The sequence below is a fragment of the Micromonospora sp. LOL_024 genome (assembly GCF_048060415.1).
In the GTDB taxonomy this organism is placed as follows: Bacteria; Actinomycetota; Actinomycetes; order Mycobacteriales; family Micromonosporaceae; genus Micromonospora.
Genome location: NZ_JBHMIS010000014.1, coordinates 1 through 12,597 on the forward strand (window position 1 = coordinate 1; position 12,597 = coordinate 12,597).

Here is a 12,597-nt window from a genome sequence, read left to right on the forward strand (position 1 = left end):
GCAGCACGTGTCACACGCAGAGCCTACTAAACGGCTAGCTATTTACGAAACAGAACACTAGCTGGCGGCCAGGCGGCGAGCCAGCTCCGCCACGGGCGAAAAGATCAGGCGGATACGGCCGCCCGCGTGGACGAGGGCGTCGCCAAGACTCGTGCCGGGTTGACCGAACGATGCCGCCCGACGCGGACCCTCCTCGGATCGCCCTGACCTAGATCAGAAACGCCTGTTTTGCCTGGTGGGCCGGAGGCCACCGGGCAAAACACACCGGTCTTGACCAACCAGCTCCCGAATCCTCCCGACCGCGCGGGCCGCCCGGACGTCAGTGCGGTGGCGCGGTGGCGGAGCTACTCCGCTACCCGTGCCATGAGATTCGGCCGTCCCCGGTCATCAAGGATCCCGGGAAACGTGAGCTCGCCCGAGGCGTACGCGAGGCAGCGTTCGGTCAACTCCGCCACCATGCCGGTGTGCTCGGCCAAAAAGCGGATCCATTCGGGCAGCACCGCGACGAGTTCGGCGGCGAAGTCGTCCTGGTAATAATCGCGCAGGTGCAGCACCGTCGCCGCGACCTTGTGCGGCGAACAGAGCGGATACAGCCTGGGGTGGTCCCGCTGGAACCAGGAGTCGGCCAACTCCGCAGCGAGATCGTCAGCCCCGGCCGGGCCTTCGCCCGAACGGTCGCCCGCCGGCCGGTCGTGGTAACCCATCTGCCGCAACCGCTGGGCGAACCCTTCAGCCGCCTCCTGCACGGTCAGCTCTACGGAAGCCCCCTCACGCACCCTGCGGGTCGCCTCCCGGGCGGCTCGGCCGAGCCGCCGGCTGCGCAGGAACTCGGCGTACTGCTCCTGGCTCTCACCGCCGGGTCGGAATTCCTCGACTTCGCCGCCCAGGAGTGCACCGAGTGTTTCCGCGTCGTCCACCGCCGTCAGGGTCACCTCGGCTGCGGTGTGACCAACCGTTCCGGACCAGACGGCCAGCGCGGATTCGGCCGAGGGGTGAAAGCCACTGTAGACGGTGACGACCTCGTAGCCGCAGGTGTCCACGTCCCACAGATACCACCTGTCCCGGCCGCCTACCGCAGCGAACGGTGCGACCACCGCCCAGCGGCCGCCGTAGGCGTCATGCGCCCACAGCACCTCACCGGAGATGGTCCGCCCCCGTGCCACCTGTCCTGCCGCACCAGCGTCGACATGTTCGGTGACAAGATCACAGGCGAGCTCGCTCAGCGGCAGCGGCACCACGTCGGCGACGACGGTCAGCAGTCGCTGCAGAACATCGACGTCGGTGCCGGAGTCCACCGCCTCGTGCAGCCGCTCACCGATCGCCGACAGCAGTGCGCCAGCGAGGTCCTCCGGGTTGACCAGATCTTCCAGTCGACCACCGTCGAACTTCGCCATCGCCGCGCCGTAACGGAGGCAGAAAACGTCCTCAAGGTCGTCATCGGACAGCCCGGGGGCGACCGCGACCAACTCGTCCACCACCAGGCGGGCCGTGTCCGCGGCCAGCGCGGCACGATGGTCGGCGAGGCTCCGGCGGTAGTGGAACAATTCGGTGACAGCGTTGGCTTGGACAGCCCTGTTCGCCCTCACGGTCACCGACTGACGCTCGGACCGACGACCGGACTGAGACTTCTTCTTCCGCTTACGAGACACGGGCACGGCAGGCACCCTACCTGGGCCACCGACGCCACCACCCCGACCGACAGGCCATTGCAGGCCAACCAATGTTCATCGCTGGCAGCCGCTGCCGCTGTCTGCAGCCAAGCATGACGTGCCGATCTGAGCCATGCCGCGCAAGGACTTGATCACGGGTGGTGATCATGTGGTTCGGGCGTGGTCGAAGTGCAGCAGGGCGAGGGCGGCTGCCACGATCTCGCCGATGCGCCAGGGTTCAGGCTGACGTTCCGGAGTGCCTTGAATGTGGTCTTGAGCAGCGAGTTTCCGCGTTCGCCGATGGCGCGCAGGCTGTTGTGGGCCTTGTTGAGCTGCAGCTGGGTTGCCGTGAGCCGGCCGGCTGCTTTCGGGGCCGATGGTGGGTGAGGGTTGGGCTGCGGCATCCCCGGCTTCTCCGCTTGATCTGCCGGGTTGACGGCGATCCAGCGCCACCGGACGGCCCGGTTCAGCGCCCCGGACAGGATCCAGTGAATCTACCGGATCGAGGCCGGCGCCAACGGCTTGCACTCATGCGGCCGGCACTTGTCGGTGCAGTCGTGCAGCCCTGCCTTGCGATGCTCGATGGCCTTCCGCGCGCCTCCAGAGTGGTCCCGGCACTTCCGCAGCACCGCGTAGAACGACTCCAGCGTCTCGGCGTCCAGTCGGCCCACCGGCAGCTTGCCCAACAGCGGCCGGACGTGCTTGTTCAGCTTCCTGACGTACCCCTGCCGGGTCGACATCTCCACGTCGAGCACTTCCAACCACCGGTCAAGCAGCTGGTCGACGGTGGCACGGGTGCACGGGTTGCGCCGGTCGTCCACCTGGGCGAGGAAGCGCGTACGCGCCTTCTCGGTTTCCTTTCGGGCGGTCGGGCCGGGCGGGACGGTCTCGGTCAGGTAGTGCCGCTTCTTGGTGATGGGGTCGATGCCCGCGTAGACCTTCACCCTGAGTGAACCGCTGGGCAGCTCTTCGATCTCGCCGCGCTGGCGCTTCGCGCGCCCCGTCGATGTCCCGATGGGGACGACCGTAGCTCGCTCGCACCACGAGTGGCCCACGGAAAGATCCCTGATCTAGCGTTTGTGCTGGTGGGGCGGGCGGGGCTCGAACCCGCGACCGAGGGATTATGAGTCCCCTGCTCTAACCGGCTGAGCTACCGCCCCGGTACCGGGCCGGATCTTATCCCGCCCGATCGACCACCGGCCAGCGTCGACTGCCCTTCTCACCGGCGTCGCCCTCGGGCCAGCAGCACGATGGGCATGGCGAGGATAACAGTGAGCAGCCGGCCGACCACGACCACACCCACAGTTGGCCGCGTCCTCCTCGGCGGCGGAACTGATCAGCAGCCTGCATGGGGGCTGTCGCGGTGGTCACCGGCGACGAACAGGCTCTCCTCCAGCGCCACCGACTTGCGCAGCCGCCCTTGCGGCGGCATGGCCGGGGGGCGTCGGGAATCTGGGGCGGAGCCCGCGACGGTGGCCGCGTAGCGCAGCCGGTCGGAGCGACCAGACGCCGGCCAGGGCGGTACCCTGCGGTGGACTCACGCGAGGCTGGCGGGTGCGGGGAAACGTATCGCCCACCGGCTTGCCGGTGGGCGTCAGAATGAAGGAAGCTCCCCCGTTTGGACTCGAACCAAAAACCTGCCGGTTAACAGCCGGCTGCTCTGCCAATTGAGCTACGGGGGACCGTAGTGTCGCTCGGAACGGATCTCTCCGCCGGGCGTGCCGGGCACAAGAGTACAGGATTCCGGGGGGGGTGTTGGTCCAGGGGGTTGGGTAGCCGCACCAGCTGCCAGAAAACGAACTGAAGGGATAAATCGTCATCGCGGCACAAGGAGGTATGACCGGAGAGCAGGATGGGTAGTTAGCTTCCGATGACAGGACGCAGGCGCGAACTGGTCAGTCCCACCACCGGGTCACCGGAGCGGGATGACGGCGCGTCAGGTACGAAAGGAGCCGCCATGCGCGGAAAGATCATGTTCCTTGGCGGGCTGGCTGCAGGATTCGTCCTGGGCGCCCGAGCTGGCCGAGAGAAGTACGAGGAGTTGGTGATCCAGGGCCGCAAGGTGCTCGACCACCCGACCGTCCAGGAGGCGGCCGGTGTCGCGCAGGCCCAGGCGAACCGGCTCTACCACGAGGGCAAGGACAAGCTCGGCCACTCCAAGCTGGGCGAGAAGCTGAGCCAGAACGGCAGTCAGGGGCTCACCCCCGCCGACGACACCTTCGCCGCGACGCCGGCGACGGCCGGGGCCAAGTCGAGCTCCGGCACGTCGGGCACGGCCACCGGCTCGACGTCCGCCACCCCCCGCAGCAAGCCGTCCAGCTCCGGCGCCAACGGCAGCACCGTCTAGTCACGCCTTGACGGGTCCGACCGCCGAACTGGTGGTCGGACCCGTCAGTGTCGGGGTGTCCCGAGGGTCAGCAGGTCACCGTGCGCTGTGGCCCGGGCACACCACGGGCCACATCCATTGACGGAGTCCGAGCCTGCCGGCCACGGGCCGTGGTGGGCGCCGCTCTTCGTTGCTGCGCCTCTCCTCCGGGGTGCGCTTCGCCAGCGTGGTCATCGCGGCGGACCGGATCACGGCGGCGGTGACCGACGGCGAGCTGAACGTGCTTGCCGAGACCGGTGAGCCGGCCGAGGTGCGCACGGACCGGCGGCGGTGATCGGGCGAGCCGTGGAGCTGCTTGGCAAGCTCCACGCCGAATCGGGCGTGGCCGAACTCACCGGGGTCGGCGTGGCGATGCCCGGACCGGTCGACAATGGCACCTCCATCGCGCCGGCCGTGCTCCCCGGCTGGCAGCGCTTTCCGGTACGGGACGCGTTCGCAACCGAACTGGGTTGTCCCGCGCTGGTCGACAACGACGCCAACGTGTTCGCCCCCGGCGAGCAACACGCCGGGATCGGGCGTACCTTCGAGGGCTTCCTCTACCTGAAGCTCGGCACGGCGATCGGCTGTGGCCTGGTGCTCGGCGGGTCGCTCTACCGCGGAGCGACCAGCAGCGCGGGAGACATCTCGCACCTACCGCTCGGCGAGGACGGGCCGGCCTGCGTCTGCGGTGAGACCGGCTGCCTCGAGGCGTACTGCGGCGATGCCGGACTGGTCAGGACGGCGCTGGCAGTAACGCGCTCGGGTCGGTCCCCGGCGCTGGCCGCCCGGCACGCTACGGCCGGCACACTCACCGTGCCGGACGTCGCGGCGGCCGCGATCACCGGCGACCCCGCCGCCCAGACGCTGTTCCGGGACACCGCACGCCGCCTCGGCCAGGTACTCGTCGGGCTGGTCAGCTTCTTCAACCCGGGCATCGTGGTGATTGGTGGCGCTCCGGACGGGCTCGGGCACATCCTGCTCGCCGAGGTCCGTGGTGTGGTCTACCGCCGGTCGGCACCGGTCGCCACCGGCACCATGCCGATCGTCCTGTCCGATCTGGCGGACCGGGCCGCGGTGGTGGGCGGGGCCCGGTTGGCCAGCGACCACGTGTTCACCCTCGGCTGACCGCCGGCACGGCAGCTGCCGGCACCGCATACCGGGGCCGCCTGATGATCCGCGTCGCCGCACGTCTGGGACGACGTCCCCGGGGGCCGAAGGGTGCCGCCCCCGGGGAGTCGGTCGGTTCAGTCCTTGCTGCTGAACGCCGCGTCGAAGGCGGCGTCCGGCGCGTCGAAAGCAAGCCGGCGGACGAACTGGAGCGCCTCCGGGGCGCCGACCAGCCGGTCCATGCCGGCGTCCTCCCACTCGATCGAGATCGGCCCGGTGTAGCCGATCGCGTTGAGCGCCCGGAAGCAGTCCTCCCAGGGCACATCGCCGTGCCCGGTCGAGACGAAGTCCCAGCCGCGCCTCAGGTCCGCCCAGGGCAGGTGCGACGCGAGCCGGCCACGTCGCCCGTCGCCGGTACGCACCTTGGCGTCCTTGCAGTCCACGTGGTAGATCCGGTCGGCGAAGTCGAAGATGAAGTTAACCGGGTCGAGTTCCTGCCACACGAAGTGGGACGGATCCCAGTTCAGTCCGAACGCGGGCCGGTGCCCGATCGCGTCGAGGGCCCGCTTCGTCGTCCAGTAGTCGTAGGCGATCTCACTGGGGTGCACCTCGTGGGCGAACCGCACCCCGACCTCGTCGAAGACATCCAGGATCGGGTTCCACCGGTCGGCGAAATCCTGGTACCCGCGTTCGATCATCGACGGCGGCACTGGCGGGAACAGCGCCAGGGTGTGCCAGATCGATGATCCGGTGAAGCCGACGACCGTGTCGACGCCGAGTTTCGCCGCGGCGCGGGCCGTGTCCTTGATCTCCTCGGCGGCCCGCTGGCGTACCCCCTCGGGCTCGCCGTCGCCCCAGATCCGAGCGGGCAGGATGCCCTGGTGCCGCTCGTCGATCGGATGGTCGCACACCGCCTGGCCGACCAGGTGGTTGGAGATCGTGAAGACCTGAAGGTTGTGCTTCGCGAGCGTCTCCCGCTTGCGCTCGACGTACGACTCGTCGGCCAGGGCCTTGTCCACCTCGAAGTGGTCACCCCAGCAGGCGATCTCCAGGCCGTCGTAGCCCCACTCGGCGGCAAGCCGGCACACCTCGTCGAACGGAAGGTCGGCCCACTGGCCGGTGAACAGCGTGATCGGTCGCGCCATGTGTCCTTCTCCCCTGTACGTGGGTGGGGGATTCCGTAGCTGCGTGGCCGGGGCGAGGGATGGCCGGAGGGGCGGCCTCGACGGTGCTCCGGCGGGCGCTCTCGCGCCTGGGACCGACGGGTTGCGCCTCCCGCCGGTTCACCGGCCACCTCGCGGTCGCCGCCTTCACTCTAGGCCGAGGGCGCGCGGGTTAAGAAGGCCCCTTTACCACGCTAGGCGTTGACAAGGGGTACCTCCTTACTCATGACGGTAGGGTCCAGCGCTGGTTGGCGTTGATGTGGCAGGTCACAGGTGGACCGCCTGACCGTCGGCCGAGTTGTTCGACACGTCCAGACGCTTGCTCGACTGCGGGTTGCGCAGCGTGCCGTTCGACTGCGCCGACCAGTCTTGGGCGGCCGTGCCGTTGCACGTCCAGAGCTGGATCCCCGTGCCGTTTGATCTACTCAAAGTCTGCCGGTCGTCTGCACTCAGGCGCAGCGGAGTCCGTCGATTGACAAGCCGACCCGCGCCAGTAAGATCGCTGCCAGTTGGGTACTCGGCACGTGACGACTACGGGGGTAGGACAGTGCGGATCCACAACAGACAGACCGGGCGAACGTGTACTGGCGCTGCACTGCCGACGCCGACGTGAACAGCCCCTGCCGGCGGCTCGTCGTCAACCGGCATACCGCGACCGCGCTGCTGGGCGTGGCGGTCCTCCTGCTCGCCACTGGCTGCGTCGACTGCACCGCCGAGAATGACCGGCGTCACTGAGCTACATCATCCGGAAACCACCGGGGCGCTGACCGACCAAATTGCGGGACGACCCGCAGCAGCGCTGGACCGCCAGTCCGTCGTGACGGCGCTCCGCGCCATCCGGGTGATGGCCCCGAACGCCCAGATCATGCTCACGGGATAACCACAACGGCTCTCCGACAACGCGAATCTGTCGAATGGCCCGGCTACCGGATCAGCGACTCGGAGGCAACCTGACTCAATTTATTGGCGACTCTGCCGGCCGAGATTCAGAATTCATTTTAGGCAGTCCTTGCATACGTACGAAATCAGTGGTGCGGCAACTACGCACTTTCACCCGACCGAGAGCAGGAACTGAACAGTAAGGGTGGGACCGCTAGCAGCGGACCCACCCTTAGCGCCTGTCGAGGGTTTCGGTTGGTCAGTTGACGAAGGGGCCGCAGACCCAGGTGCTGGGCTCGCTGCTCCCGGTACCCCAGCAGGCACGGAAGCGCTGGTTGCTGTACTGGACCCAGGGAACGGTTCCCGTGTTGTGGGTGCCGAAGGCGCCGAACAGGACCTTCTTCGTCTTGGTGTGAGTCGGCAACCACCCGTAGCTGCCGTTCACCTGCCGCTCGACCTTCACCCAGAGCGGGACACAGCAGTTGTTGTTGTCATCCCACACCAACTGGGCCCACCGGGTCGTGCAGGCCGAGCCGTGCACATGGACGCTGATAACTCCGTCCCACCGACTGCTGTTCGGAATCCGCCCCTCGTAGCAGGCCGCCGCCCCCGGGGCGCTCGCCGCCTGGTCGGAAACCTGCGGCTGGGCCGCCGCCTGCGCCGCCGGCGACAGGGCAACAGCTCCGACACCAAGCGCCAGAACCATTGCCGCAAGCAGTCGCACGGCCATTAGATAGCTTCGGACCATGAACACCATCTCCCCGTTCTGCCGGTGCTCCAGTTGAACTGGACTTTCCTCAGCCTAACGATTCAAGCCCAACCAATCAACGCCCCGAGTAAGAAGTTCCCGTGCGAAAGAAGTGGACGGCTCATTGTCCCACCGCCCAGAATGTCATCCCCCGCCCCCGAGAAAGAGCGGTAGGTGCCATTTCCGGAGGTCAGCTCACCGCTGGCGGTCGACCGCCTGGGTGGCCAGCGCCGCCAGCGCGGCCCGGCTCTGCGGGGTCAACGCCATGTGCTCCAGCATGGCCAGCGCGGCCTCGGTGCGCACCCGGATCATCTGCTCGATCTTCTCCAGCGCACCGACGCTGACGATGATCGTGCGCAGCTCGGCAGCGCCCTCCGCATCCAGGTCGGGGTTGCCGAACAACTCCCTCAGCCGGGCACTCTGAGACCGGCCGGCGGCATCGCGGGCCAACGCCATCATCACCGTCGGCTTGCCCTCCCGCAGGTCGTCCAGGACGGATTTGCCGGTCACCGCCGGGTCGCCGTAGACCCCGAGCACGTCGTCGCGGAGCTGGAAGACGTCACCCAGCGGGTCGCCGAACTCGGCCAGCGCGTCGAGGAGTTCGGCCGGCGCGCCGGCCAGCGCGGCGCCGATCTGCGGCGGGCGGGTGACCGTGTACCGGGCCGCCTTCATCCGGATCACTGTGAGCGCGCTCGCCACCGACCCGCCACCGACCCCGGACACCAGGTCGAGGTACTCCCCCGCGATGACCTCGGTCCGCATCAGGGAGAACACGGCGTACCCCCGGTGCACCGTCTCCGGGCTCAGGCCGCACTCGTGAAACATCTGGTCGGACCAGGCCGCACACAGGTCGCCGCAGAGCAGCGCGGTGTGGCGCCCGTACGCCTCCGGGTCGCCCCGCCAGGAGGATCGGGTGTGCAGATCGGCGAAGATCCGGTGCTCCGAGGGCTCCCCCGGCGGCGTTCGCTGCCGTCCAGGATGTCGTCGTGGATGAGCGCGAACGCGTGGAACAGCTCCAACGCGGCGGCGGCGACCACGATCGCAGTGCCGTCCGGCCCGCCCGCACCGCGCCAACCCCAGTAACGAAGCCGGCGAAGGTGACCAGGTACCAGGCGGTCTTGAAGTCACCCAACTCCTCGACGTACTCGATCCGGGTGTCGCCCTGCGGCAGGTAGCCGAGCGTCTCGCCGAGCACCCGCTGTTTGCTGCGTACCTTCGCGGCGTTTGCTCCCGCTTCGGACAGGGTGGCGCCGTCACCTCCCCCCAGCAGGTTAACGGCGTACGGCACACCGTGGTCGTCGGCCAGCGTGGTCAACGCCGGCAGCCGCAGCCCGGTCGACGGGGTGAAATCGACGTAGGGGCAGCCCGCCGTCACCGCCCGTACGCGTACAGCGAGCTGGGCGGCAGCACCTCGTCGGGGCCGGTGAGAGCAGCCCGCAGCGCATCGGGGTCGACGTGCCCGCAAGGCGGGTTCGGTACCGGTTCGGTGGCCGCGACGTTGACCACCACCACCTGGACCATCCCGTGCCGCTCACGGAACTCGGTGAGGTCGCGGATCATCGCGGCAGCCCGGTCGGCCTGGCTACCGGCGGTCGGGGCGGGACGCAGGTCCCGCTCGACGGCGGCCAACTCCTCGGGCAGCGCGGCGACCAGCCGGGCCGGCAGCACGCCGGCGGTGGCGAGCGCCTCGGCGCGCTTGACGATCGGGGTGTCGATGATGTCGTGTCCACCGAAGACCAGGTCGGCGAGGGCCGGCAGGGCCGGGCCGCGGACGCCGGGCAACTCCGTCACGCAGCCGGTCGGCCCGGCCAGCCCGGCCCGCAGGGCCAGCGCCCCGACAATGCTTGTGGTCGCGACCGAGCCGGGTACCCCCACCAGCCAGACACCCGTACGCATGGCTTTCCTTCCCGGTCGGAGAGCCGCACTTCTGGGTGGATGCGCCCCGTCCGCCCCCGCCCCGGTGTAGCTCACCGGCCGGCGCCGAGGTCGGCGGCGACAACGCCGGACCGGCGTTCGGGACGGGTACGGACAGACGGGGCTGGCAGGCAGGGGCGGTCGGCGTCGCGCCCCTGCCTGCCCCGCATCCGGCCGCTCGGGACGACAGTGGCCCGATCGGAGGACTCGTTCGGACGCGGTCCCGCCCGGAGGCAGATGGGTCTCGGTGGACGGTTGCTGCGGCGGTCCTCCGGTGCGGCCGGGAATCCCGGTCCGACCGCACCGGAGGAACCGCATTGCTCGTGCCAGCGGGCCCGGTTGGCCCGTTGGCACGACCTCCGGTGCCGACCCGCATCGGTCGCGGGGCGCAACCGCGGCCGCCCCTCGCCGGTCGGTGCCGGAGGTGGTTCTAGCTGGCGACCGTCGCCAGCGCCGGCCGCACCTCGGCCCACGAGGAGCCCAGCTCGGCCGATCGGACCACCGCGTCCAGCACCAGCTGCACCTGCAGGGCGTCGGCGAAGGAGGGCGCCGGGTCGACGCCGGTCGCCACCGCCTCGATGAAGTCGCGCATCTGGTGGGTGAAGGAGTGCTCGTACCCGATGATGTGGCCCGGCGGCCACCAGGCCGACAGGTACGGGTGCTCGCTCTCGGTCACCAGGATCCGGCTGAAGCCCTGCTCGGCGGCGGGTCTCGTCGCGTCGTGGAACTCCAGTTCGTTGAGCCGTTCCAGGTCGAAGGCGACGCTGCCCAGCGACCCGTTGATCTCCACGCGGAGAGCGTTCTTGCGGCCGGTGGCGAACCGAGTCGCCTCGTAGGTGGCCAGCGCCCCGCCGTCGAGCCGGGCGACGAAGATCGCCGCGTCGTCGACGGTGACCGGGCCGGTGGCGGCGGCTCCGTCGACCTTCGCGGCCAGTCCGCTCGACTCGGCCGGCAGGGGCCGCTGCTTGACGAAGGTCTCGGTCACCGCGCTGACGCCGGCGATCCGCTGACCCGTGACGTACTGGGTGAGGTCGATGATGTGCGCACCGATGTCACCCAGCGCCCCGGAGCCCGACACCTCCTTGCGTAGCCGCCAGACCAGGGGGAACTTCGGGTCCACGATCCAGTCCTGCAGGTAGCTGGCCCGGACGTGCCGGATCTCGCCGAGCCGCCCGTCGGCGACCAGTTGACGCATCAGCGCCACCGCGGGCACCCGCCGATAGTTGAAGCCGCACATCGACCGCACCCCGCTGGCCCGGGCGGTGGCCGCCGCAACGGTCATCTCCCGTGCCTCGGCGACGCTGTTGGCCAGCGGCTTCTCGCACAGCACGTGCTTGCCGGCGGCCAGCGCGGCCAGCGCGATCTCGGCGTGACTGTCCCCCGGTGTGCAGATGTCGACCACGTCGATGTCCGGCCGGGCCACCAGCTCCCGCCAGTCCGTGGTGTGCTCCTCCCAGCCGAGCCGGTCGGCGGCCTCGGCCACCTTTCCCGGGTCACGGCCGCAGATAAGCGCCATCCGGGCCTGTGCCGGCAGGTCGTACACCCGGTTCGCGGTGCGCCACGCCTGTGAGTGCGCGGCGCCCATGAACGCGTAGCCGACCATGCCGACCCGCAGTTGGTTGTCGTTCATGGACAAGGTGGGTCTCCCCCCGTGAATCAGAACCCGAGCTTCAGGTAGTCGCTCGCGTTCTCCTTGATGATCGTTTCGGAGGCGAGGACGATCTCCTTGGGCACCTGGAGTTCCACCAGGTCGGACATGCCCCGACCCTGGCCGATCAGGCGGGCCAGCGAGATCGCCGAGGACGCCATTGACGGACTGTAGGTGACGGTGGCCTTGAGCACCGTGTTGTCGGCCTGGATGTCCTCCATCGCCTTCTTCGAGCCGGCGCCGCCGACCATGAAGAACTCGCTGCGGTTGGCCTGGCTGATCGCGGCCAGCACGCCGATGCCCTGGTCGTCGTCGTGGTTCCAGATCGCGTCGATCTTCGGCAGGGCCTGGAGCAGCTGGCTAGCCTCCTGCTGGCCGGAGTCGGCGGTGAACCGGGCCGCCCGGCGGTTCTCGACCTTCAGGCCGTGCTGGGTCAGGGTGTCGTTGAAGCCCTGCGTCCGCTCCTGGGTCAGCTCCAGCTCGTCCATCCCGGCGATCTCGGCGATCACCGGGTTGCTGACTCCCTTGGCCTTGAGCTGCTCCGCGATGTACGTGGCGGCGGAGACACCCATGCCGTAGTTGTCGCCCTTGATCTGCAACCGGTACGCCTTGGCGTCCGGGAAGGCCCGGTCCAGGTTGACCACCGGGATGCCGGCCTGCATCGCCTCCAGCCCGAACGAGTTGAGCTCCTTGCCGTCGTGTGGCAGCAGCACGATCACGTCGGGCCGCTGCGAGATCAGGGTGGACAGCACCGCCCGCTGGGCCGCCGCGTCCGCGCCCGCCTCGACGATGTTGAACTCGACGTCGGAGTACGCGGCGGCCTGTTCCTTGGCGTTGTTGGTGATCGCCGCGATCCAGCCGTGGTCGGCGGCCGGCGCGGAGAAGCCGATCTTCACCTGCTTGCCCGGCTCGGCGTTGGCGCCGTTGTCCGCCGCCTTGGTCTGCGCCTCGGTCGGCGCCTGCTCGTTGCTGGTGCAGCCGGCGAGGATCACGCCTGCGCCGACGGCCGCACCGCCGAAGAGCAGCCGACGCCGCGACATGTCGCGACTGTGCTGGGTCATGACGACCTCCTGGTTATCAGTGGTGGAGAGGGGATTCGGGTGCGCGGGGCCCGGCCACCGTCG

At 69.2% G+C, this 12,597-nt stretch carries 12 protein-coding genes, 2 tRNA genes and 2 pseudogenes; 4 read left to right on the forward strand and 12 right to left on the reverse strand.

What is annotated here, in order from left to right; genetic code table 11:
• Window positions 1-344 precede the first annotated feature (344 nt).
• The 4 genes from ACFHWY_RS16200 to ACFHWY_RS16215 all read right to left on the reverse strand — a co-directional run bounded on the left by ACFHWY_RS16200 (window position 345) and on the right by ACFHWY_RS16215 (window position 3,331).
• Window positions 345-1,592, reverse strand: a complete 1,248-nt coding sequence (locus tag ACFHWY_RS16200; protein ID WP_416581025.1) for a hypothetical protein — start codon at window positions 1,590-1,592, stop codon at window positions 345-347.
• A gap of 551 nt (window positions 1,593-2,143) precedes the next feature.
• Window positions 2,144-2,593 carry a hypothetical protein gene (locus ACFHWY_RS16205; RefSeq protein WP_416581026.1) on the reverse strand — a complete coding sequence of 150 codons (450 nt, stop codon included), beginning with the start codon at window positions 2,591-2,593 and terminating at the stop codon, window positions 2,144-2,146.
• A 139-nt stretch (window positions 2,594-2,732) separates the two neighbouring features.
• A tRNA-Ile gene (locus tag ACFHWY_RS16210) sits at window positions 2,733-2,809 on the reverse strand.
• A gap of 449 nt (window positions 2,810-3,258) precedes the next feature.
• Window positions 3,259-3,331: transfer RNA gene (locus ACFHWY_RS16215), tRNA-Asn, on the reverse strand.
• A gap of 275 nt (window positions 3,332-3,606) precedes the next feature.
• Here ACFHWY_RS16215 and ACFHWY_RS16220 point away from each other — a divergent pair.
• The 3 genes from ACFHWY_RS16220 to ACFHWY_RS16230 all read left to right on the forward strand — a co-directional run bounded on the left by ACFHWY_RS16220 (window position 3,607) and on the right by ACFHWY_RS16230 (window position 5,139).
• Window positions 3,607-3,996 (forward strand): hypothetical protein, encoded by a 390-nt coding sequence (locus ACFHWY_RS16220; RefSeq protein WP_416581027.1) that lies wholly within the window; start codon window positions 3,607-3,609, stop codon window positions 3,994-3,996.
• Between the two features lie 169 nt (window positions 3,997-4,165).
• Window positions 4,166-4,309, forward strand: a complete 144-nt coding sequence (locus ACFHWY_RS16225) for a hypothetical protein (RefSeq protein ID WP_416581028.1) — start codon at window positions 4,166-4,168, stop codon at window positions 4,307-4,309.
• Complete coding sequence (locus ACFHWY_RS16230; RefSeq protein ID WP_416581029.1) at window positions 4,306-5,139, forward strand: ROK family protein; 834 nt, start codon at window positions 4,306-4,308, stop codon at window positions 5,137-5,139. Before ACFHWY_RS16225 ends, ACFHWY_RS16230 begins: the two co-directional genes overlap by 4 nt.
• 119 nt (window positions 5,140-5,258) lie before the next feature.
• Here ACFHWY_RS16230 and ACFHWY_RS16235 read toward each other — a convergent pair whose 3' ends face one another.
• Complete coding sequence (locus ACFHWY_RS16235) at window positions 5,259-6,266, reverse strand: sugar phosphate isomerase/epimerase family protein (protein WP_416581030.1); 1,008 nt, start codon at window positions 6,264-6,266, stop codon at window positions 5,259-5,261.
• Between the two features lie 241 nt (window positions 6,267-6,507).
• Window positions 6,508-6,716: pseudogene (locus tag ACFHWY_RS16240) on the reverse strand (RICIN domain-containing protein); the annotation flags it as partial.
• 177 nt (window positions 6,717-6,893) lie between these two features.
• On the opposite strand from ACFHWY_RS16240, the gene ACFHWY_RS16245 reads away from it, so the two are divergent.
• Window positions 6,894-7,019, forward strand: a complete 126-nt coding sequence (locus ACFHWY_RS16245) for a hypothetical protein (protein WP_416581031.1) — start codon at window positions 6,894-6,896, stop codon at window positions 7,017-7,019.
• 403 nt (window positions 7,020-7,422) lie between these two features.
• Here ACFHWY_RS16245 and ACFHWY_RS16250 read toward each other — a convergent pair whose 3' ends face one another.
• From ACFHWY_RS16250 to ACFHWY_RS16275, 6 genes and pseudogenes are all read right to left on the reverse strand, one after another.
• Window positions 7,423-7,920 (reverse strand): hypothetical protein, encoded by a 498-nt coding sequence (locus ACFHWY_RS16250; protein ID WP_416581032.1) that lies wholly within the window; start codon window positions 7,918-7,920, stop codon window positions 7,423-7,425.
• A gap of 186 nt (window positions 7,921-8,106) precedes the next feature.
• Window positions 8,107-8,736: a polyprenyl synthetase family protein gene (locus ACFHWY_RS16255; protein ID WP_416581033.1), complete on the reverse strand. Its 630-nt coding sequence runs from the start codon at window positions 8,734-8,736 to the stop codon at window positions 8,107-8,109.
• Window positions 8,715-8,948, reverse strand: a complete 234-nt coding sequence (locus ACFHWY_RS16260; protein ID WP_416581034.1) for a polyprenyl synthetase family protein — start codon at window positions 8,946-8,948, stop codon at window positions 8,715-8,717. Before ACFHWY_RS16260 ends, ACFHWY_RS16255 begins: the two co-directional genes overlap by 22 nt.
• A gap of 44 nt (window positions 8,949-8,992) precedes the next feature.
• A pseudogene (locus ACFHWY_RS16265) lies at window positions 8,993-9,807 on the reverse strand (inositol-3-phosphate synthase); the annotation flags it as partial.
• A 448-nt stretch (window positions 9,808-10,255) separates the two neighbouring features.
• Window positions 10,256-11,455 carry a Gfo/Idh/MocA family protein gene (locus tag ACFHWY_RS16270; protein ID WP_416581035.1) on the reverse strand — a complete coding sequence of 400 codons (1,200 nt, stop codon included), beginning with the start codon at window positions 11,453-11,455 and terminating at the stop codon, window positions 10,256-10,258.
• Window positions 11,456-11,481: 26 nt separating this feature from the next.
• Entirely contained in the window at window positions 11,482-12,534 is a 1,053-nt protein-coding gene (locus ACFHWY_RS16275; RefSeq protein WP_416581036.1) for a substrate-binding domain-containing protein, read from the reverse strand.
• Window positions 12,535-12,597 lie beyond the last annotated feature (63 nt).